This window comes from Polynucleobacter necessarius (assembly GCF_900095175.1).
In the GTDB taxonomy this organism is placed as follows: Bacteria; Pseudomonadota; Gammaproteobacteria; order Burkholderiales; family Burkholderiaceae; genus Polynucleobacter; species Polynucleobacter necessarius_I.
On the sequence record NZ_LT606946.1, the window covers coordinates 1588070 to 1610341 of the forward strand.

The 22272-nt window shown below is 46.9% G+C and carries 21 protein-coding genes, 1 other RNA gene and 1 pseudogene; 12 read left to right on the forward strand and 11 right to left on the reverse strand.

From position 1 onward, the window contains the following. Position 1: 1 nt before the first annotated feature. The 10 genes and pseudogenes from DXE44_RS08235 to ruvB all read left to right on the forward strand — a co-directional run bounded on the left by DXE44_RS08235 (position 2) and on the right by ruvB (position 9576). Positions 2-1003: an aminoglycoside phosphotransferase family protein gene (locus DXE44_RS08235; protein WP_114654007.1), complete on the forward strand. Its 1002-nt coding sequence runs from the start codon at positions 2-4 to the stop codon at positions 1001-1003. A 12-nt stretch (positions 1004-1015) separates the two neighbouring features. Continuing rightward, positions 1016-1732 (forward strand): N-acetylmuramate alpha-1-phosphate uridylyltransferase MurU, encoded by a 717-nt coding sequence (gene murU, locus DXE44_RS08240; RefSeq protein WP_114654008.1) that lies wholly within the window; start codon positions 1016-1018, stop codon positions 1730-1732. Then, positions 1725-3095, forward strand: a complete 1371-nt coding sequence (gene pepP / locus DXE44_RS08245; RefSeq protein WP_114654009.1) for a Xaa-Pro aminopeptidase — start codon at positions 1725-1727, stop codon at positions 3093-3095. The genes murU and pepP overlap by 8 nt, the downstream gene beginning before the upstream one ends. 10 nt (positions 3096-3105) lie before the next feature. After that, a complete protein-coding gene (locus DXE44_RS08250) occupies positions 3106-4275 on the forward strand; it encodes an FAD-dependent monooxygenase (protein WP_114654010.1) in 1170 nt (389 codons plus the stop codon). Between the two features lie 149 nt (positions 4276-4424). Next, a pseudogene (dusB, locus tag DXE44_RS08255) lies at positions 4425-5395 on the forward strand (tRNA dihydrouridine synthase DusB); the annotation flags it as partial. 71 nt (positions 5396-5466) lie between these two features. Further along, entirely contained in the window at positions 5467-5706 is a 240-nt protein-coding gene (locus tag DXE44_RS08260; protein ID WP_114654011.1) for a helix-turn-helix domain-containing protein, read from the forward strand. 48 nt (positions 5707-5754) lie between these two features. Then, positions 5755-7335 (forward strand): bifunctional phosphoribosylaminoimidazolecarboxamide formyltransferase/IMP cyclohydrolase, encoded by a 1581-nt coding sequence (gene purH / locus DXE44_RS08265; RefSeq protein WP_114654012.1) that lies wholly within the window; start codon positions 5755-5757, stop codon positions 7333-7335. A gap of 6 nt (positions 7336-7341) precedes the next feature. Further along, entirely contained in the window at positions 7342-7863 is a 522-nt protein-coding gene (ruvC, locus tag DXE44_RS08270; protein WP_114654013.1) for a crossover junction endodeoxyribonuclease RuvC, read from the forward strand. 26 nt (positions 7864-7889) lie between these two features. Further along, positions 7890-8474 (forward strand): Holliday junction branch migration protein RuvA, encoded by a 585-nt coding sequence (gene ruvA, locus DXE44_RS08275; RefSeq protein WP_114654014.1) that lies wholly within the window; start codon positions 7890-7892, stop codon positions 8472-8474. 31 nt (positions 8475-8505) lie between these two features. Next, positions 8506-9576, forward strand: a complete 1071-nt coding sequence (gene ruvB / locus DXE44_RS08280) for a Holliday junction branch migration DNA helicase RuvB (protein ID WP_114654015.1) — start codon at positions 8506-8508, stop codon at positions 9574-9576. A 3-nt stretch (positions 9577-9579) separates the two neighbouring features. Here ruvB and tyrS read toward each other — a convergent pair whose 3' ends face one another. Next, complete coding sequence (gene tyrS / locus DXE44_RS08285; RefSeq protein WP_114654016.1) at positions 9580-10812, reverse strand: tyrosine--tRNA ligase; 1233 nt, start codon at positions 10810-10812, stop codon at positions 9580-9582. Positions 10813-10913: 101 nt separating this feature from the next. On the opposite strand from tyrS, the gene DXE44_RS08290 reads away from it, so the two are divergent. Next, positions 10914-12044 (forward strand): anhydro-N-acetylmuramic acid kinase, encoded by a 1131-nt coding sequence (locus DXE44_RS08290; protein WP_114654017.1) that lies wholly within the window; start codon positions 10914-10916, stop codon positions 12042-12044. Positions 12045-12062: 18 nt separating this feature from the next. Here the strand turns inward: DXE44_RS08290 and erpA are convergent, their stop codons facing one another. The 4 genes from erpA to rplM all read right to left on the reverse strand — a co-directional run bounded on the left by erpA (position 12063) and on the right by rplM (position 14535). Continuing rightward, positions 12063-12440 (reverse strand): iron-sulfur cluster insertion protein ErpA, encoded by a 378-nt coding sequence (gene erpA, locus DXE44_RS08295; RefSeq protein WP_114654018.1) that lies wholly within the window; start codon positions 12438-12440, stop codon positions 12063-12065. Between the two features lie 83 nt (positions 12441-12523). Next, on the reverse strand, positions 12524-13582 hold the full coding sequence (gene argC / locus DXE44_RS08300; protein WP_114654407.1) for an N-acetyl-gamma-glutamyl-phosphate reductase: 1059 nt from the start codon (positions 13580-13582) through the stop codon (positions 12524-12526). 113 nt (positions 13583-13695) lie between these two features. Beyond that, on the reverse strand, positions 13696-14097 hold the full coding sequence (gene rpsI / locus DXE44_RS08305; protein WP_076023685.1) for a 30S ribosomal protein S9: 402 nt from the start codon (positions 14095-14097) through the stop codon (positions 13696-13698). A 9-nt stretch (positions 14098-14106) separates the two neighbouring features. Continuing rightward, positions 14107-14535, reverse strand: a complete 429-nt coding sequence (gene rplM / locus DXE44_RS08310) for a 50S ribosomal protein L13 (RefSeq protein WP_114654019.1) — start codon at positions 14533-14535, stop codon at positions 14107-14109. 418 nt (positions 14536-14953) lie between these two features. Between rplM and DXE44_RS08315 the strand changes: the two genes are divergently transcribed. Further along, positions 14954-15379 (forward strand): OsmC family protein, encoded by a 426-nt coding sequence (locus DXE44_RS08315; protein WP_114654020.1) that lies wholly within the window; start codon positions 14954-14956, stop codon positions 15377-15379. 12 nt (positions 15380-15391) lie between these two features. Here DXE44_RS08315 and rnpB read toward each other — a convergent pair. The 6 genes from rnpB to aspS form a co-directional block, all read right to left on the reverse strand. Further along, an RNA gene (gene rnpB / locus DXE44_RS08320) (RNase P RNA component class A) lies at positions 15392-15698 on the reverse strand. A 66-nt stretch (positions 15699-15764) separates the two neighbouring features. Further along, positions 15765-16823, reverse strand: coding sequence for a dihydroorotase (gene pyrC, locus DXE44_RS08325; protein WP_114654021.1), 1059 nt, complete (start codon positions 16821-16823; stop codon positions 15765-15767). A gap of 2 nt (positions 16824-16825) precedes the next feature. Then, positions 16826-18148, reverse strand: a complete 1323-nt coding sequence (locus DXE44_RS08330; protein WP_114654022.1) for a glycerate kinase type-2 family protein — start codon at positions 18146-18148, stop codon at positions 16826-16828. A 9-nt stretch (positions 18149-18157) separates the two neighbouring features. Further along, positions 18158-19981, reverse strand: a complete 1824-nt coding sequence (locus DXE44_RS08335; protein WP_114654023.1) for an ABCB family ABC transporter ATP-binding protein/permease — start codon at positions 19979-19981, stop codon at positions 18158-18160. A 24-nt stretch (positions 19982-20005) separates the two neighbouring features. Then, positions 20006-20449, reverse strand: a complete 444-nt coding sequence (gene nudB, locus DXE44_RS08340) for a dihydroneopterin triphosphate diphosphatase (protein WP_114654024.1) — start codon at positions 20447-20449, stop codon at positions 20006-20008. Positions 20450-20471: 22 nt separating this feature from the next. Continuing rightward, positions 20472-22271, reverse strand: coding sequence for an aspartate--tRNA ligase (aspS, locus tag DXE44_RS08345; RefSeq protein ID WP_114654025.1), 1800 nt, complete (start codon positions 22269-22271; stop codon positions 20472-20474). Between the last annotated feature and the right edge of the window lies 1 nt (position 22272).

The window sequence follows — 22272 nt, forward strand, 5'->3', positions numbered from 1 at the left end:
CATGACTGACTCTCGCTTAGACTCCCTCCGTAGCTGGCTAAAAGGCCTTGAACCTAGCTGGCAATTAGATCTCCCCACTTTGGCCCCCGCCTCGGCAGATGCCAGCTTTCGACGGTATTTCCGGATTGAGTCCAAAAAGCCAGATTTTCCGACTTTAATCGTGATGGATGCCCCACCCCAACATGAGCCGTTGGACGCCTTTATTAAGGTCGACTTATTGCTTGAAAGTGCGGGTTTAAATGTTCCAAAAATTCTAGAAAAAAATTTAGGCGAGGGGTTTCTTTTACTCAACGATCTTGGCACCAAAACCTACCTCGCAGAACTCAATTCTGAGAGTGCCGACCATCTCTACAAAGATGCGACGCATGCTTTAGTACAAATGCAATTAGCAAGCAAACCAGATGTCCTGCCAAATTATGATGAGGCACTCTTACAACGTGAGCTCGATTTATTTCCTGAGTGGTATCTCAAGAAGCATTTGCAAATCGAATTAACTGAACTTCAACATTTTCAAGTTAAGCAAGCATTTGAACTCATCATTCAAAATAATCTTGCACAAGCAAAAGTCTACGTTCATCGCGACTATCACTCACGCAATCTGATGATGACCGAAAAAAATAATCCTGGCGTGATCGATTTTCAAGACGCAGTTTATGGTCCCATCACTTACGATGCTGCCTCACTCTGGCGTGATGCTTATATTGCATGGCCTGAAGAACGCGTGATTGATTGGGTGATTAAATTTTGGGAAGCCGGCCGCAAAGCAGGATTGCCAATGCCAGAGGATTTTGGTCAATTCTATCGTGACTTTGAATGGATGGGCTTACAGCGACATCTCAAAGTTTTAGGTATTTTTGCAAGGCTGTTTCATCGCGATGGTAAAGATGGCTATCTCAAAGATATTCCATTGGTGCTTGAGTATGCGATTGCTACTGCAAATCGCTATATCGAATTAAAGCCTTTGGCACGTATTTTGGAATCAACACGTCCTGCCAAGGAATAACAGCAAACCATCATGAATCAGTACAATCTCATTCCATGTTTTTTGCTGGCTGCCGGTCGTGGCCAGCGTATGCGCCCGCTAACGGATGAATTGCCTAAACCGCTGCTCACCATCAAAAATAAGTCCTTGCTTGCCAGGCATTTAGAGGCTTTAAGTGCGGCAGGCCTAAAAAAGGTTGTCATCAATCATGCTTGGCTTGGTAACAAGATTGAGGAAGCCCTAGGAAATGGCAGTCAATTTGATCTAAATATCACCTACTCCCCAGAAACTAGTGCGCTTGAAACTGCTGGGGGCATTCGCAAAGCACTCCCTTTGCTGAGCCCCAGTGATTATTTCTTGGTGATTAATGGGGATGTTTTTAGCCCAAATCTACTAATTCAGGGACTTTTGGATCGAGTTTCTACCTTACGCAGCATGCCAAATCAGCCTTTGGCCCATCTTTTAATGGTTCCAAACCCAATTCAGCATCCTGAGGGGGACTTTTATCTGAAAGACTCCAAAGTGACTAACGAACCACTAGATGGAGCAGAAAAACTCACCTTTTCCGGCATTGGGCTTTATCACCGAGATCTCTTCAAAGATATAGAGTTAAATGTACTCACTAAGTTAGCCCCACTCCTCAGGGAGGCTATGGCCAAAAATCAAGTGTTCGGTGAAAAATATGTCGGTCCGTGGCACGATGTAGGTACACCTCAACGATTACAAGAGCTCAATGCAGCACATGAATAAGTCTAATTTTTACCAACAACGCCGGGTTGAACTCACAAAGCTGATCTGCGCCAAAACTAGTGGAGGCATTGCCATCATTACTACGGCACCTGAGACTGCCCGCAATCGAGATAGCGAATTTCCTTATCGTCACGACAGTGATTTTTTCTACCTCACTGGTTTTGAAGAGCCGGGTGCAACGCTCGTCTTAAAGATTGCTGGATCAACATCACAACCACAACTGGAATCGCATCTTTTTTGCAGACCTAAAGATGCGGAGCGTGAAATTTGGGATGGTATTCGTTTGGGACCAGAAGCTGCACCATCGATCTTGGGTGTGGAATACGCCCATAGCAATCATGAACTAGATAAAAAACTGGGTGAGTTATTAGCAGATCAAGATGCTGTTTATATTCGTCTTTCAGAAAGCGCTGAAACAGATCGTCGCTTACGTCATTGGATGAAACAAGTACGGGCTCAGGCACGTGCAGGCGTGAACCCACCGTCTGAGTTTCATGATGTAGAGAGTTTGATTCATGAAATGCGTCTCTTTAAAGATGCTCATGAAATCGATGTCATGCGTCGTGCTGCCCAAATTTCTGCACGCGCCCATATTCGTGCCATGCAAACCTGCAAACCCGGTATGCGTGAATACCATCTTGAAGCAGAACTGCTTCATGAGTTCCGTTATAGCGGTGCGCAAAGCGTTGCGTACAACAGCATCGTTGCTAGCGGTGCCAACTCTTGCATTCTGCACTACCGTGCTGGTGATGCCGAACTGCGAAGCGGTGATCTCTGCTTGATAGATGCCGGTTGCGAACTAGATGGCTACGCATCGGATATCACCCGTACATTCCCAGTGAACGGTAAGTTCACAGGGCCGCAACGCGCGCTGTATGACATTACCCTGACGTCACAAGAAGCCGCTATTGCAGCGACAAAGCCAGGCAATACATTTATGCAGCCACATGAGGCAGCACTCAAAGTACTCACTCAAGGCTTGCTGAATGAAAAGCTTCTCAAGCTTGCAGAAGTAGGTTCTTTAGATAACGCAATTGAGACTGGCGCCTATCGTCGCTTCTATATGCACCGCACCTCGCACTGGTTGGGTATGGATGTGCACGATGTTGGTTCGTATCGCGAGCCACTCAGCAAATCTACAGATTCCACTGAAAAACCATGGCGCCACCTTAAGTCTGGCATGGTCCTCACCATTGAGCCTGGTTTATATATTCGTCCAGCAGATGATGTAGATGAGCGCTTCTGGAATATTGGCATCCGCATTGAGGATGATGCGGTAGTGAATGATTCTGGATGCGAATTAATTTCTCGCGGCGTACCAGTCAAAGCCGATGAGATTGAAGCGCTGATGAAGAATCATTAAGTTGCGAAGCATGTCAGCAAAGAACTTCGATATTGTGATTCAAGGTGGTGGGCCAGTTGGCCTAGCCTGCGCAGCATGGTGCTTGCAAAAATTTCCAGAAGCTAAGATTGCCTTGCTCGATCGCAACCCTATGGATGATGCCGACTTAGCTGCTGCCGATAGCAGAGGGATAACCTTATCGCACGGCAGCAAATTATTGCTAGACACCATCGATGCGTGGTCTACTGAGTGTGCGGACATCCATCGAGTGCACGTATCTCAAGCAGGTCGCTTTGGTCGTGCCCTGATGACTCGCGAAGAGCTTGGGGAGGATGCACTAGGTCACATCATTCGCTATCGCGATATTCATCTCACACTGCGTCAGGCCTTAAGAGTCATTCAAACAAAGAGTCCCAATTTTGTTTGGGAGCACATCAATACCAACAAAGGTGCCGATACCGATACTTCACATATTCAAGCCAAATGCGTAGTGCATGCTGAAGGTGGTTTATTTAAAACCCAGGATTGGGTGGAATCCGGCAGAGACTACGAGCAATCCGCCTTAGTTGGCTTAGTCGAGGTTGAGAATGCATCGCCCCATCAAGCATGGGAGCGTTTTACCTCCGGAGGACCTTTAGCAGCTTTACCAAGCCACTATGGCCCCAACATTCTCAATTTGGTTTGGTGTGGAACGCCAAGCTCTTCACAAGCTCGCCTTGCTTTAAGTGATACTGATTTCCTGAAGAGCCTGCAAGCCGAGTTTGGATCGCGTATTGGTCAATTCCTCAAAATCCAAGATCGCCGCCTTTATGAGCTAGGTCTCAACTATCGCAAAGAAATTACTCAGGGCAATGAAGTTTGGATTGGCAATGCCGCCCAAACTTTGCATCCCGTTGCCGGACAAGGTCTTAACCTTGGATTAAGGGATGCCTATCTCTTGGCCGAAAAACTCAGCATCCTGTTCTCTAAGCCAGAAGATCAAAAAACTGCCACAGCGATTGAGGCAACATTGCAGGACTATGCCCAAAGCCGTAAGGCGGATCGGTCAGCCACCATAGACTTAACTGATTTCATGGCTCGAATCTTCACCTCCGATCTATTTCCTATTGTGATCGGTCGTGGATTGGCTTTATCGGCCCTCCAATGGCTCCCACCAGTCAAAACAGCCTTAGCTCGCCAGATGATGTTTGGTAGGCGCTAAGAGGCTGAAATAGCCCTCAAAATACAAGCATTCCTCATTTGATCTAAATCACAGAATCTGCCTATTTTTTAGGCAGATTTAGGTCGACCTGTGCTAAAGTGTGACCCTTCCCCAGCACTAGAAGCTCTCCAGAAATCAGCCCGCAACCCATGAAGATCGGCCCACACCTTCTCGCGAATAGATTATTTGTTGCCCCAATAGCAGGGGTAACGGATCGCCCTTTTCGCCAGCTTTGCAAAAAGCTTAGTGCCGGCTATGCCGTGTCTGAAATGATTGCCTCTAACGCTTTGTTGTGGAAGAGCGAAAAAACCCAGCGTCGCGCTAATCATCAGGGTGAATTTAAGCCGATTGCAGTCCAAATCGCCGGCGCCGATCCCAAGATGATGACGGCAGCTGACAAGCTGAATGTTGATCATGGCGCCCAGATTATTGATATCAATATGGGTTGCCCAGCTAAAAAGGTATGCAATGTTGCAGCTGGTTCCGCGCTATTGAGAGACGAGCCTTTAGTGCAGCAAATTTTGGAAGCCGTAATTCAGGCTGTAGGCGTAGGTCCCGATGCAGTTCCTGTGACCTTAAAGATTAGGACTGGTTGGGACCGCGCGAACATAAAAATGCAATTGATATTGCACGTCTTGCTGAGAAATCTGACATCTCCATGTTGACCGTTCATGGTCGCACGAGAGCTGACCTGTATCACGGCGAAGCTGAGTACGAAACTATTACCGCCGTGAAGAATAGTGTTGCCATTCCGGTAGTTGCTAATGGCGATATCACCACTCCAGAAAAAGCAGAATTTGTTTTAAAAGAAACTGGTGCTGATGCCATCATGATTGGCCGTGCTGCTCAAGGACGCCCATGGATTTTTCGTGAGATCAATCATTTTTTAGAAACCGGCGGCAAGCTACCTACACCACAGATTAATGAGATTCAAGAGATCATGAACGCCCATCTGATTGATCACTATGAGTTCTATGGCGAATATGTCGGCTTGCGTACAGCACGCAAACATATCGGTTGGCACTGCAAGGGATTGCGTGACTCCCGCGCTTTTCGCCAAAGAATGAATACCGCCGATGATTGCAAAACCCAATTACAAATGGTGAATGGTTTTTTCAATGAAATCCCATTCTGATCGTTTGTTATTTTTAGAAGCAGCCTAAATTTAGTTTTTAGTTATTTAATTTACCCATGACCACTAAGCACCCCATCACTGAATGTATTGAGACCCAACTCCAAGGTTATTTGGATGATCTCAAAGGAACACCTCCATCTAACTTGTACCAAATGGTTCTCGCAGTAGTTGAGAAGCCGATGCTCGAACTAGTGATGCAGCACGCGAAGCAGAATCAATCCTTGGCTGCCCAGTACCTTGGTATCAACCGCAATACGCTGCACAAGAAGTTAGTTGAACACCGGCTTCTGAAATAAGCCACGCCCCATACGTAAATTCCTTATTAATTAATCCTTCTGAAAAATATGATCCGCACAGTCCTACTCTCTGTATCCGATAAAAATGGCATTGTGCTGTTCGCCAAAGCCCTTCATGAGCAAGGCATCAAGCTGATTTCTACTGGTGGCACAGCAAAACTCTTGGCTGAAAATAATTTGCCTGTGGTGGAAGTATCTTCACTTACTAAGTTTCCAGAGATGTTGGATGGCCGTGTGAAGACATTGCATCCCATGGTGCATGGCGGTTTATTGGCTCGCCGAGACTTCCCTGAGCATATGGCTGCCTTGAAAGAACATGGCATCGATACGATCGACATGCTCGTGATTAACCTCTACCCATTCAATGAAACCGTCGCTAAAGCGGATTGCTCATTTGAAGATGCGGTGGAGAATATTGATATTGGCGGTCCAGCAATGTTGCGTGCCGCCGCCAAGAACCATCAAGATGTGACTGTACTCATTTCTCCAGAAGATTACGCACCTGTACTCGAAGAAATGAAAGCGAATAAGAACGTGGTTTCTTATAAGACCAATTTGGGTCTAGCTAAAAAAGTATTTGCCCACACAGCGCAATACGATGGCGCGATTGCAAATTATCTATCTGCATTAGGTGATGACCTCGATCATAAGAAACGTTCTGCCTATCCAGAAACTCTGCATCTTGCCTTTGAAAAAGTACAAGAGATGCGTTATGGCGAGAACCCACATCAGTCAGCAGCTTTCTACAAAGATATCTATCCAGTTGATGGCGCACTTGCCAATTACAAACAATTGCAAGGTAAAGAACTTTCTTATAACAACATCGCCGATGCTGACTCCGCATGGGAATGCGTCAAGAGCTTCACTGGTAATGCTGGCGGTGCTGCAGCCTGCGTCATTATCAAGCATGCAAACCCTTGCGGCGTAGCCGTTGCTGCTAATGGTCTAGAGGCTTATCAAAAGGCATTCAAAACAGATCCAAGCTCAGCCTTCGGTGGAATCATTGCCCTCAATGTGCCATGTGATGGTGCTGCTGCTGAGGCAATTTCCAAGCAGTTTGTAGAAGTATTGATTGCACCTAGTTTTAGCGATGAAGCAAAAGCCATCTTTGCCGCCAAACAAAATGTACGTCTCTTAGAAATTCCTTTGGGTACTGCATTTAATACATTTGATTTCAAACGTGTTGGTGGTGGCTTACTCGTTCAATCTCCAGATGCGAAGAACGTCCTTGAGAATGAAATGCGTGTTGTCAGCAAGCGTCTCCCGACTCCAAGCGAAATGCACGACATGATGTTTGCATGGCGTGTTGCGAAGTTCGTCAAATCCAATGCGATTGTGTATTGCGCTAACGGTATGACCCTCGGTATTGGCGCTGGCCAAATGAGCCGCGTAGACTCCGCGCGTATGGCAAGCATTAAGGCAGAAAATGCTGGCCTCAGCCTTAAAGGCTCTGCAGTAGCGAGTGATGCCTTCTTCCCGTTCCGCGACGGCTTAGACGTAGTTGTAAACGGTGGTGCAAGCTGCGCAATCCAGCCGGGTGGCAGCATGCGTGATGATGAAATCATTGCAGCGGCTAATGAACATGGCATTACCATGATCTTCACCGGCACACGTCATTTCCGTCACTAAGCACCCATGCGCTGGATAGGAATCGACCCGGGTCTACGAACAACGGGTTTTGGTGTCATTGATGTTGATGGCCAAAAGCTGAGCTACGTAGCCTCTGGGACGATTGAAAGTGGTGATCCAGACCAAGGTCTTCCCGTGAGATTGGGAATCTTGTACTCAGGCATTAAAGAGGTTCTAGAGACCTACCGCCCGGAGCAAGCTGCTATCGAAGAAGTATTCCTGAACGTCAATCCTCGTTCTACCCTGATGCTAGGGCAGGCTCGAGGTGCAGTGATTGCAGCCCTCGTATCCGACAAACTCCCTGTTGCAGAGTTCAGCGCACTGAGGGTGAAGCAGTCCATCGTGGGAACCGGTAGAGCGACTAAGCCTCAAGTTCAAGAAATGGTGAAGCGCTTACTGCGTCTCAGCCGTGCCCCTGGAACAGATGCGGCCGATGCTTTGGGAGTGGCGATTTGCGCTGCGCATCATGCCCAGATTCCGAAAGCAATTACTACCGCTCTTGCACCCAAAAAGACTAGCAAGAAATAACAATACAAACAGGTTAAGATCTTTACATGATTGGTCGCATACAAGGCGTTCTCGTTTCAGTTCACCCTCCTCGCCTCTTGGTCGATTGCCAAGGCGTTGGCTATGAGATCGATGTGCCAATGAGCACCTTGTATCAACTGCCAGAGACCAATCAAAAAATTACGCTTCTCACCCACTTTCAAGTGCGGGAAGATGCACAGCAACTCTTTGGCTTTGCTACAGAAACAGAGCGCGAAGCTTTTAAACAACTGGTCAAGATTAGCGGTGTCGGCTCACGTACCGCCCTTGCCGTACTTTCTGGTATGAGCGTCAATGAATTGGCTCAAGCCATTGCCATGCAAGAAGCAGGACGCCTGACTCAAGTCCCTGGCATTGGCAAGAAGACTGCTGAACGCCTTTGCCTTGAGCTCAAAGGCAAGTTAGCTCCAGATATAGGAATTGTAGGTGGCAAACCCCAAGCGATTGAAGCAAGCAGCGAAGTATTGCAAGCCCTCTTGGCACTGGGTTATTCAGAAAAAGAAGCACATCTTGCCCTCAAACAAATACCCCCTGACACCTCCGTATCTGATGGTATTCGTATGGGCTTGAAATACCTCTCGAAGTCTTCATAACTAAGCACTCAAACACCACTACACTTGCAGTATGGCAATCCACACAGAAGACCTTAGCTCAATTCCTGAAGATTTACCGGAGGGTAATGACCGCATCGTTAGCGGTGCAGCCGGAAACTCGGAAGTCGTCTTCGAAAGAGCTTTGCGCCCAAAACAGCTTGATGAGTATGTTGGCCAAACTAAGGCTCGAGCCCAATTAGAAATCTTTATTACTGCTACTCGAGCTCGTCAAGAAGCTCTAGATCACGTTCTCTTATTTGGTCCTCCAGGACTTGGTAAAACTACCCTGGCCCACATCATTGCCAGAGAGCTTGGTGTGAACTTGCGCCAAACTAGCGGCCCTGTTCTGGATAGGCCTGGTGATCTTGCCGCTTTACTAACCAATTTAGAAGCAAACGATGTGCTCTTTATTGATGAGATTCATCGCCTCTCTCCAGTAGTTGAAGAGATTCTGTATCCAGCACTAGAGGACTACAGCCTAGACATCATGATTGGTGAAGGGCCTGCAGCACGTAGCGTCAAGATTGATCTCAAACCATTTACCTTAATTGGCGCAACGACTCGCGCTGGCATGCTCACCAACCCCCTGCGCGACCGCTTTGGCATCGTGGCAAGACTCGAGTTCTACACCACTGAAGAGCTCACCAAAATCATTACGCGCTCTGCCAGCCTACTCAAGGCCGATATTGACCCAGAGGGATCAATTGAGATTGCGAAGCGCGCTAGAGGCACTCCACGTATCGCCAATCGCCTATTACGTCGCGTACGTGACTATGCTGAAATCAAAGGCACTGGCACGATTACCAAAGATATGGCCGATGCAGCATTGAAGATGCTCGATGTCGATCCAAGTGGTTTTGATGTGATGGACCGCAAATTACTAGAAGCCATCTTGCATAAGTTTGATGGTGGCCCTGTAGGTATTGATAACTTGGCTGCAGCGATTGGCGAAGAGCGTGACACCATTGAGGATGTCTTAGAGCCTTACTTGATTCAACAAGGCTACTTACAAAGAACCTCTAGAGGAAGAGTGGCAACGCGTCAGGCTTATGAGCACTTTGGCCTCACCCCACCAAGCGGCTCTGCTAGCCTCGATATTTAAGATTTAGCTCAGTGCAACCTTGGCAAACTTACGCTTGCCAACCTGAACAACATAAGTACCCGCATCAACTTTTAACTGTTTATCAGTAATGGTTACGCCATCAATCTTCACACCGTTTTGTTCAATGTTGCGATTGGCTTCTGATGTTGATGGTGCCAATCCGGCAGCCTTCAGAAGATTAGCGATTTGCATTGGCGCTCCAGATAAGGCTACTTCTGGGATGTCGTCCGGGATTCCGCCTTTTGCGCGATGGTTAAAGTCTTCTAACGCTTTTTCTGCAGCAGCTTGCGAATGGAAGCGCGCAACGATTTCTTGTGCGAGTAGCACTTTGCAATCTTTAGGATTTCTGCCGGCAGCAACTTCTTGCTTCATTAAATCAATTTCAGCCATCGGGCGGAATGAGAGCAAGGTGAAGTAATCCCACATTAATTCATCGGAGATGCTCAAGAGCTTGCCAAACATCTCGCCAGCAGGCTCGCTGATGCCAATGTAATTACCTTTGGACTTACTCATCTTGTCAACACCATCTAAACCAACGAGGAGAGGCATAGTCAAAATACATTGTGGCTCTTGGCCATACTCACGTTGTAGCTCGCGCCCAACTAAGAGATTAAATTTCTGATCCGTACCACCGAGCTCTAAGTCACTCTTCAAGGCAACAGAGTCATAGCCCTGCATCAATGGGTATAAGAACTCATGCACAGAGATCGGCACACCACTACGGTAGCGCTTTGTAAAGTCATCACGCTCTAACATTTGCGCAACGGTATACCGTGCCGCCAACTGAATCATGCCGCGTGCACATAGAGGATCGCACCACTCGCTGTTGTAGCGCACTTCAGTTTTAGCAGGATCAAGTACCATGCTAGCCTGACGATAGTAGGTCTGCGCATTGACAGCGATTTCTTCAGCAGTCAGTGGTGGACGGGTGGCATTACGCCCCGAAGGATCACCAATCATGCTGGTGAAATCACCAATCAAGAAAATCACGGTGTGACCCAAATCTTGCAGCTGACGCAATTTATTCAAAACAACCGTATGGCCCAAATGAATATCAGGCGCCGTTGGATCTAAACCCAATTTAATACGCAAAGGCGTACCTGTAGCCTGGCTCTTGGCTAGCTTCTGAATCCAATCCGCCTCGACCAATAACTCATCACAACCCCTTTTGGTTACTTCAAGGGCTGCAAAAACTTCAGGGGTCAGAGGGTATTTTTGTTCTGGTTTAGCCGTCATACTGATTGGGTTAGCTTAGTGACTTACTTAGTCGGTTAAATTAGTATTTAGATTGCTAAAGCATAATTGTCGCATTCCTGAGAATAAAGCCCTGATACTGCATGAATAAGCCTCAATCTCTCTATATTGGCCTGATGTCTGGCACTAGCCTAGATGGGATAGATGCCGTGCTGGCAAAGATTGAAGTCTCCGGAGAGGCATCCCTTCTGGACTCCGTAAGTATTGCCTTTAGCCCTGAATTACGTAAAGCCCTATTGGCTCTCCAGACCCCCGGGCCAAACGAGATTCACCGGGAAAATCAGGCGGCTAATTCCTTAGCTGTAGCCTATGCGGATGCGGTCAAACAATTGCTTACTCAGGCCAAGCTATCTCCTGCAGATATCAGCGCCATTGGCGCCCATGGTCAGACTATTCGTCATCAAGCTGATCTGGCTCATCACCTTGCCTATACCCATCAAACTCTCAATCCAGCCCTATTAGCGGAACTCACTGGAATTGATGTCATTGCGGACTTTAGAAGTCGTGATTTAGCAGCAGGTGGTCATGGTGCACCTCTAGTGCCAGCCTTTCATGCACAGCAGTTTTCCTCTAATGAAAATGTAGCCATTCTCAATCTTGGTGGCATTGCCAATCTGACGCTGCTGCCCAAAGTTGGAGGTGTGACTGGATTTGATTGCGGTCCAGCCAACATGTTGATGGATGCCTGGATTGCAGATCAGCAAGGTCATACCTTTGATGAGAACGGTACTTGGGCATCGCAAGGCAAAGTCAATCAAGCACTGTTATCAAGAATGATGGCTGATGCATTTTTCGCAAAAGCTCCGCCCAAAAGTACGGGGCGTGATGACTTTCATCTAGAGTGGTTGCAAAAGCAAGTTGGCTCAGACAACATCAACGCCGAAGATGTACAAGCCACCCTATTGCAATTAACCGTGGACTCAGCCTTGCAAGCTTTAGAGGGTCATGCCCCGCAAACCCAAACACTGATTGTCTGTGGTGGCGGTGCGCGCAATATTGCCTTATTGGAATTATTTAAAGCCAGAGCTGAAGACTTATTTAAAAACTCACTGGGGATTGTTACCAGTGATGCATTTGGGATTGATCCACAACTCGTAGAAGGACTCGCGTTCGCATGGCTTGCTTGGGCCCACAAAGAAAAACGGCCAGCAAATTTGCCAGCTGTTACGGGAGCGAAGGGACCTAGAATTCTAGGCGCTTGCTATCCTGCGTAATTAAATTGCTTTCTCTCTTTAAGCAGAGAAAGAAGATCCGCAACCACAAGTAGTTTGGGCATTTGGATTTTTGATTACGAACTGTGATCCATTGATGTCTTCTTTGTAATCAATCTCAGCACCAACTAAATATTGGAAGCTCATTGAATCGACCAATAAAGTGACGCCGTTCTTTTCAAAGAGTGTGTCATCTTCATTTACAGCATCATCAAATGTGAAACCATACTGAAATCCTGAGCAACCACCGCCTTGAACAAACACGCGTAGTTTTAATTCAGGATTGCCTTCTTCAGCAATCAAGTCGGCCACTTTTGCAGCAGCGCTATCCGTAAACACCAATGGAACTGGTGGCTCGGCTAAATCTTGTGCAGTGTCTTGCGTAGCTAATTGGGTCATGATTTACTCCTAATTCAAAAGGCAATGGTTCATTTTAGGCTTTTAATTCCAAGTGTGCTGAAGGGTCTTTCCAACACCCTCCATTACGGGGAAACAGCAATCTGCGTTAATCCAGCGGTCTCCGGCAAGCCAAACATCAGGTTCATACACTGAACACCCTGGCCTGAGGCACCCTTCACCAAGTTATCTTCAACCACCAAAATGACTAAAGTATCCCCATCGCCAGGACGGTGAATGGCGATCCGCAAGCCATTGCTACCCCGCACAGACCGTGTCTCTGGATGACTACCGGCAGGCATCACATCTACAAAAGGCTCGCCTTTGTAGAAATCCTCATACAGCCTCTGGAAATCCACCTTCATGCCAGCCTCAGTCAAGCGAACATACAAGGTTGAATGAATGCCCCTAATCATTGGCGTTAAGTGCGGCACAAATGTCAGACCAATCTGATCGCGACCAGCGATGGCCTTCAATCCCTGGATGATTTCTGGAAGATGGCGATGGCCTTTAACGCCGTAAGCCTTAAAGTTATCACTGGATTCTGATAGTAAGGTGCCGATTTCCGCCTTACGTCCAGCACCAGATGTGCCTGACTTAGAGTCAGAAATAATATGTGTGCCATCAATCAGCTGTTTGCCACCAGTAGACTTTGGTGAAAGCAATGGAGCAAGCCCAAGCTGCACAGAGGTTGGGTAACAGCCCGCTAAACCCACTACGCGTGCTTTTTTAATTTCTTCACGATTGATTTCTGCCAAACCGTAAACTGCCTCAGCCAAAATTTCTGGGCAACCGTGTTCCATGCCATACCACTTGGCAAATTCTTTCACGTCCTTCAAACGGAAGTCAGCAGCGAGATCCAAAATCTTCACATTGTTCGCAAGTAATTCTTTTGCTTGTGCCATTGCTACACCATGAGGTGTTGCAAAGAACACTACATCGCATTCATTTAACTTGGCCTCATCCGGCGTCGTGAATTTCAGATCAATGCGGCCACGTAAAGATGGAAACATCTCAGCTACTGGCATGCCAGCTTCTGTGCGAGAAGTAATTGCTTGGATCTTTACTTCGGGGTGTTGCGCAAGCAAACGCAGCAACTCCACTCCGGCATATCCAGTGCCACCTACGATGCCAACTTTAATCATGCCATTCTCCAAAATACCAACTGATGAATTTTATTCCTTGAATACCTCGATTGTAGAAACAAAAAGGGCCGCTTGCGCGACCCTTTCGATAAAACTGAAGCGACTGAAAGAAATTAGCGCTTGCTGAACTGCTTACGACGACGCGCGCCATGCAGACCAACTTTTTTACGCTCAACTTCACGAGCATCGCGAGTTACCAAGCCTGCTTTAGACAGGGCTGGCTTCAAGGCGTTGTCGTAGTCGATCAATGCACGAGTAACACCGTGACGAACTGCACCAGCTTGTCCAGTTTCACCACCACCGCTAACGTTTACTTTGATGTCAAAGGTAGTTAGGTGGGCTGTGAGAGCCAAAGGCTGACGAGCGATCATGCGTGATGTTTCGCGAGCAAAGTAAGCATCGATAGGTTTACCGTTAACAGTAATCTCACCTTTGCCAGATTTAATGAATACACGTGCTACAGAGCTCTTGCGACGACCTGTACCGTAATTCCAATTTCCGTAATTAATAGCCATTTGGGTTCCTTAAATCTCTAACGCTTTTGGCTGTTGAGCCGCATGCGGATGACTGGCGTCGCCATAGACTTTCAATTTCTTGATCATGGCATAGCCCAGTGGGCCTTTTGGCAACATACCCTTCACAGCCTTCTCCAAAGCGCGACCTGGGAAACGATCTTGCATCTTGTCGAAGTTAGTCGAACTAATACCACCTGGGTATCCGCTGTGACGGTAATAAATTTTGTTCAAGCCTTTTGTGCCTGTAACACGCAGCTTAGAAGAGTTGATGACAACAATGAAGTCGCCAGTATCAACGTGTGGGGTGTATTCAGGCTTGTGCTTGCCGCGTAGACGGAATGCCACTTCACTGGCGACACGACCGAGGACTTTGTCCGTAGCGTCAATCACGAACCATTCATGCACTACCTCATGGGATTTTGCAGAAAAAGTTTTCATGAGTTCTCAAATTGTTATGGTCAAAAAAATTACCCCAACCAAATTACGCCCACCTTGGCCCTGCTTATGTTTGCAAGCTCGCAGATTCTGCAATTTAACTGGTACAACAAATTACCGCTGACCGGCTCGGTAATCCAGTAAAGTCTTGAATTGTAACCCAAAAAAACCCAGGAACGAGTCCTGGGTTGGAATCCACCTATGTTTAAGTGGAGGAGACACTGGGAGGCACATCGATCTCTTATATAAGACTGACAGCCAATATGGTTATTCTACACAAGAAATATGGTGCAACGCAAGAATATTGACCAAAATCAATTTTTTGATGCTTTTTAGCAATATCAACGCCAAAACAAAGCTCCACCTTTATTGGTAAACTATTGATAATATTGATTAATTTACTAATTTAGGGGCCACTAACATGGAATGTCGAGTATCTTGGTTGGGTATTGGTGGAATGGCCTTTTCAGCAGAAACTGGAAGCGGCCATCAGGTCACCATGGATGGGCCACCTGAAGCTGGCGGTAAAAATAGTGCTCCAAGGCCCATGGAACTACTTTTGGCGGGAACTGGCGGCTGCTCAGCCTTTGATGTAGTTTTAATCCTACAAAAGGCACGCCAGGAGATCAGTGCCTGTGATGTCAAGCTAACAGCCGAGAGAGCCGAGACTGAACCTAAGGTATTTACCAAAATTAACCTGCATTTCACGATTAAAGGCAAAAATCTCGATTTGAGCAAGGTTGAGCGCACAGTGAAGCCATCCCACGAAAAGTACTGCTCAGCCACAACGATGCTCGCCAAAACAGCTGAGATCACCTATTCCATTGACGTTCTAAACGACGAATAAGTATTGAGAAAAGTGCAGAGTCAATCGATAAGCCGGATTCTGTCGCCTAGATTTGCATCTAGGGGCAATCATTCCTCTAGGCCGGCAGTTACCTGACGGCTCAAGCTCCCTACCCGCAGACTCAGCGGGACGCCTCATCGCCTGCTTACTTGGGATTGCTCCAGGTGGAGGTTACCGCGTTTCACCGTAACTAAATACGCTCGTCTCTGTGGCCCTATTCCTCACGTCACCGTGGATGGCCGTTAGCCATCACCCTTCCCTATGGAGTCCGGACTTTCCTCCCCCTCAATAAAGAGGCGGCGATTGCCCAATTGACTCTGCGCCTGCAGTCTAACGCAGTCGCAGAAATTTAGTCTAAAAATGAATTAGGAAAGTATTGAACGACTTAAGACAAAGTCCAAGCGATGGTCTCACCAGCACGTAGCGGCACAATCGTGGCATCACCCAAAGGAAGTTCTACTGGAATGCTTTGTGCCTGCTTCACCAAAGTAATTTTCTTAGTATTGCGGGGCAATGAATAAAAGTCAGGGCCATTAAAACTAGCGAAACCTTCAAGCTTATCCAACTTGTCAACACTCTCAAATGCCTCAGCATATAAGCCTAAAGCATTGAAAGCACTGTAACAACCAGCACAACCACAAGCAGCCTCTTTAGCGTCCTTGGCGTGTGGCGCACTATCGGTGCCCAAGAAAAATCTGGGGCTGCCACTCGTTGCCGCTTCTAGTAAAGCAACTCGATGCTCTTCACGCTTCAGTACTGGCAAGCAATAATTGTGTGGGCGAATGCCCCCAGAAAAAATCGCATTACGATTCATGAGTAAATGTTGTGGGGTGATAGTGGCAGCTAATGTATTTTTTCCAGCAGTTTGTGCATCACGCACATAGTGTGCAGCTTGCTTAGTAGTGATGTGTTCAAACACAATCTTCAGCTCAGGAAAATCTTTACGCAAAGACTCGAGCACTTGATCAATAAATACTGCCTCACGATCAAAGATGTCAATATGCGCACTAGTGACTTCACCATGCACTAACAAGGGCATACCGACAGACTGCATTGCCTCAAGCGCAGCATAACAACGCTTGATATCACTGACCCCTGCATCACTATTGGTTGTTGCGCCAGCTGGGTAAAGCTTTAAACCAGCAATACCAGCCTCTTTTGCCTTGCGCACCTCATCAGCTGATGTGTTATCAGTGAGATATAAAGTCATCAATGGAGTAAAGCTAGCAACACCCAATGATTGAAGACTCGCTTCAATCCGAGCGCGATAGGCATTTGCCAAATCCACTGTCGTCACAGGTGGCTTCAGGTTCGGCATGATGATGGCACGGGCAAATTGGCGCGCAGTGTCTGCCAATACATCTTTCATGACTTCACCATCACGAATATGTAAATGCCAGTCGTCCGGCTGAATCAGTTCAATTTGTATTGGGCTAATGGTCATAATTATTTATCAAGCAAGATGATGCGGAAATCATTCACATTCGTCAGTGTAGGGCCAGTTTCCACCAATGCATCTAATTGTGCAAAAAAATCGTAGCAATTGTGCTGAGTTAAATACTGCGCAGGAATGAGGCCTTCCTTGCTTGCAGCTAAGCGAGTCTCGGGAGTAAACCACGCACCGGCATTCTTCTCACTCCCATCAATCCCATCAGTATCGGCAGCCAATGCCGCCAATTGAGGAATTTCCTGAGAAGCGGCAAACAGTGAGAGTAAGTATTCGCTGCAGCGACCACCACGACCTTTTATTCCATTAGGAATTGTGACGGTGCACTCACCACCTGAAATAAGGGCAATGGACTTGCCAGTCTTAACCAACAAATGCTCACGCACCAAAGCTGCTTGCTCAATACCGACATCCCTAGCTTCGCCTGTAACAGTGTCGCCCAAGATCACCGGCTCGTAGCCTTGTGTACGGACGTAATCTGCTGCAGCCTCAAGACTCTTATGCGCAGTAGCAATCACATGATTGTTTACTTGGGCATCCTTTAGATCAGCTTCTTTTAAAGTCTCAGGAACTTCACCAGCAAGACCACGCTTTAAGTGGGATAAAACAGATGTCGGAATAACGTCAGCGCTAAGGCGATGTTTCCCTAGGATATCTAGGGCATCTTGATAGGTCGAGTAATCTGGAGCACATGGGCCACTGGCAATATCCGCAGGTGCATCTCCCGTGACATCAGAGATCAGCAAAGTCTCAACTCGGGCGCCACGTGCAATTGCTAGTCTTGCCAAATTGCCGCCCTGAATCGCTGACAAGTGCTTGCGAACAATATTCATCTCTTCGATCGGTGCACCAGAACGCAAGAGCGCCTCAGTTGATTTGCGCATATCGTCAATGCTGATCCCAGCCTGAGGCAAAGTGAGTAAGCTTGAGCCACCACCAGAAATCAAAGCAATCAGAATATCGCCAGCCTGTAGCTCAGCAACCAAGCGATAGATTTCTTTAGCACCATCCATACCAGCCTGATCGGGTACGGGGTGACCTGCCTCAATAATTTGAATGTGACTGGTTGGAGAGTTGTGTCCATATCGAGTTAACACTACGCCCTCAAGAATTACATCAGGCCAACAACTCTGCGCATGAGACTCTAGGGCTGTTGCCATAGATGCACTCGCCTTACCGGCCCCCACCACCAAACATCTTCCTTTAGGCTCTGAACCTGGGGGAAAGATCTTGCTGAGATGCTCTGGGACAATTTTCTTGGGGTCGGCAACCGCTAAAGCTACCGCAAAAGCATTTTTGAGAATAGTTTCTTGCTGGCTCATACGGATATTCTAATCAAGAGTACTTCGCTCTTGCATTTGCCACATCTCAGCATATCGGCCATTAGCAGCCAAGAGTTCAATATGGGTTCCGCGCTCCACAATTTGGCCATGATCCATGGCCAAAATTTGATCGGCATGAACAATGGTCGAGAGCCTGTGTGCAACGATCAAAGTTGTACGGTTTTTGGCTAGGCTAAGCAATTCTTCCTGAAAGGCTCGTTCCGTTTTGGAATCCAGCGCTGATGTTGCCTCATCAAAAATGAGCATCGCTGGTTTTTTGAGGAGGGTTCGTGCAATCGCAACACGCTGCTTCTCGCCACCTGACAGCTTTAAGCCACGCTCACCTACTTGGGTGTCATAGCCATCTGGGAGATGTTGGATAAAGCGATCTATCTGTGCAGCCCTTGCGGCCTCGTGCACCTCTTCAATCGAGGCATTGGGATTGCCATAGGCGATGTTGTAGCCAATCGTATCGTTAAAAAGTACTGCATCTTGTGGAACGATACCAATCGCTTTTCGCAAACTCAATTGAGTGACATCGACAATATTTTGATCATCGATCAGGATCTTGCCAGATTGAACATCATAAAAACGGAATAGCAGCCGCGCCAAGGTGCTTTTACCTGCACCACTCTGTCCCACGACAGCAGCAATTATTCCCGCAGGGATATTAAAACTCACATCTTTCAGAATTTCACGTTTAGCATCGTAATGAAACGAAACATTCTCAAAGCGAATATCAGGTCCACGGCTTTGATTCCTAATTAGTAAAGATTTTGCATTGGGCGCATCAGCAATCTCTTTCTCAGTATTGAGGAGTGAGAACATGCGATCCATATCTGTGAGCGCCTGCTTGATCTCTCGATAGATCACCCCCAAGAAATTCAATGGGATATATAACTGAATCATCAGGGTATTAACCAAGACCAAATCACCCAAGGTCATGGATCCATCAATCACACCTAAGGTCGCACGCCAAAGCATGAGAACCAAACCAACCGCAATAATAGTTTGCTGCCCAAAATTCAGAACTGCTAAGGATTTCTGAGACTTAACGGCAGCGGCCTGATAGCGCATTAAATTCTGATCGTAGCGACTCGCTTCAAATGCCTCATTACCAAAATACTTGACTGTCTCAAAATTCAATAGTGAATCAATTGCTTTTTGATTAACTTTGGAATCCATATCATTCATGGTGCGACGGAAATGGGTTCGCCATTCAGTCACGACAACCGTAAATCCGATATAAAGCAGCAAAGCTACCAGCGTAATGGCGGCAAACCAAATATCGTAGGCATAAGCAAAGTAGCCGAGTACTAAACAAAACTCAATTAAAGTTGGCAGGATGCTGTAAAGCGAATAGGAGATCAGAGACTGGATGCCACGAGTACCACGCTCAATATCCCGACTCACCCCACCGGTCTGACGAGCCAAATGAAAGCTCAGGGCCAAAGAATGCAAATGCTCAAAAACTTGTAGCGCCACTTTACGCACCGCATTTTGGGTGACCCGCGCAAAAAGAGACTCACGCAACTCAGTAAACAAAGAGGCCGAGATTCTTAAAAGGCCATAGGCTAGTATCAATCCGGCTGGGACTACCAACAATGCTTGCGGAGAATCTGCCTTGATATTGAGAGCATCAATCAATTGCTTCATCAAAATCGGAATACCGAGATTGGTAACCTTGGCAGCCACCAAACAGGTCAGAGCAATAGCAACCCTAAATTTGTACTCCAACAAATAGGGAAGTAAATCTCGAATGACTTTCCAGTCACTCCCTTGTGAAGGTTTAGAAGCTGCTGCTGAATGGTGATGCCCCGATGAATGTCTCATCGCTCTATCTTAGTCACTTCTACACTAAGGCGCAGAGAACAATTGCAGAATGGCTGCACCATTGCTAGGAGAAAAACACTTTTTAGCAGCCTCAGTAAATGGAAGCCACTGATAGGCGACATGCTCCCGGGGGGCTAATTGGACTTGGGTATCACTCGGTACTAGTAGTGAAAACCAATGCTCAGTATTTCTAGTGACGCCAGGAGCATAACGAAGACGCCATTGCGGATAAATCTCGTACTCGATCTGATAATGCATATTTCGTAAAGAGCTTGCTGGGAGAGATTGAACATCAATACCAGTTTCTTCAAGGACTTCACGCGCTGCAGCGACACGAAGGTCCTCATCAGCGAAATCAACGCTTCCGGTAACAGATTGCCAGAAGCCCGATTTATCGGCCCGCTCTATCAGCAAGACCTCCCCATTCGATTTATAGATGACAACTAAAACCGAAATGGGGATTTTCAAGATGCTTTAAATACTCTTTTACTTAAGCAGCTGGGGTAGCTTGGCGCAAACGAATGTGCAACTCTTTCAACTGACGCTCATCTACTGGGCTAGGAGCTTGAGTCAATAAACACTGTGCACGCTGCGTTTTAGGGAAGGCAATCACATCACGAATGGATTCTGCACCAGTCATCATGGTGACAATGCGATCCAAACCAAACGCGATACCGCCATGCGGAGGTGCGCCATATTGCAAGGCATCCAATAAGAATCCAAATTTAGCCTGCGCTTCTTCAGCGCCGATCTTCAGCGCACGGAATACCTGGCTCTGAACCGCCTCCTGGTGAATACGAACTGATCCACCACCAATCTCGCTACCATTGAGAACCATGTCATAGGCTTTAGCTAAGCACTTGCCTGGGTTGGATTCGAGATACTGCATATGCTCATCTTTAGGGCTAGTGAATGGATGGTGACATGCAACCCAACGGGCGTTGTCTTCATCGTATTCAAACATTGGGAAGTCCACTACCCACAATGGCTTCCAACCCTCGGTAGAGAGACCATGCTCTTTACCCCAAGCAGAATGACCAATCTTCAAGCGCAATCCACCGATAGCGTCATTCACTACCTTTTCTTTATCAGCACCGAAGAAAATAATATCGCCATCTTTAGCGCTAGTGCGCTTTAAGATGCCTTCAATGGCAGCATCATGCAAGTTCTTCACGATGGGTGATTGCAAGCCATTGCGGCCTTCTGCAACGGAGTTCACCTTAATCCATGCCAAACCTTTAGCACCATAGATTGCTACAAATTGAGTGTAGTCATCAATTTCACTATGGCTAATTTCAGCACCACCAGGTACGCACAAACCAACTACGCGTCCACCTTCTTGGTTTGCTGCACCAGAGAACACTTTGAAATCGACATCTTTCATTAAGTCAGTCAATTCAGTGAATTCAAAATTCACACGCAAATCAGGCTTGTCTGAACCAAAGCGTGCCATACCTTCTGAATATGGCATTGTTGGGAATGGATTTGGCAACTCCACATTCATGGTGGTTTTAAAAATATGACGAATCATGTTTTCAAATAAGTCACGAATTTCTAATTCATCTAAGAAAGCAGTTTCACAGTCGATCTGAGTAAATTCAGGTTGGCGATCAGCACGTAAATCTTCGTCACGGAAACACTTCGTAATTTGGTAGTAGCGATCAAAACCAGCCACCATCAACAATTGTTTAAACAATTGAGGCGATTGTGGCAATGCAAAGAACTGACCATCATGAACACGAGAAGGGACTAAATAGTCACGCGCACCCTCAGGAGTGCTCTTGGTCAACATCGGCGTTTCAATATCAATGAAACCAGCAGCATCTAAGTAGCGACGGCATTCCATGGCGACGTTATAACGTAAACGCAAATTCTTTTGCATTTGTGGGCGACGCAAATCCAGAACACGGTGAGTTAAGCGAGTGGTCTCAGATAAATTCTCATCCTCTAATTGGAATGGAGGGGTAATAGATGCATTCAAAATCACCAAGCTATGGCAAAGCACTTCAATCTTGCCGCTCACTAAATCATTATTCTCAGTACCAGCTGGACGCGCACGAACCAAGCCTTTAATCTGAATACAAAACTCATTACGCACCTGCTCAGCTAAAGCAAACATCTCCGGACGATCTGGATCACATACAACCTGCACAAAACCCTGGTGATCTCGTAAGTCAATAAAGATTACGCCACCGTGGTCACGGCGTCGATTTACCCAACCAGAGAGGGTAATTTCCTGACCAATGAGTGATTCAGTTACCTGACCGCAGGTATGGCTTCGCATCGACATA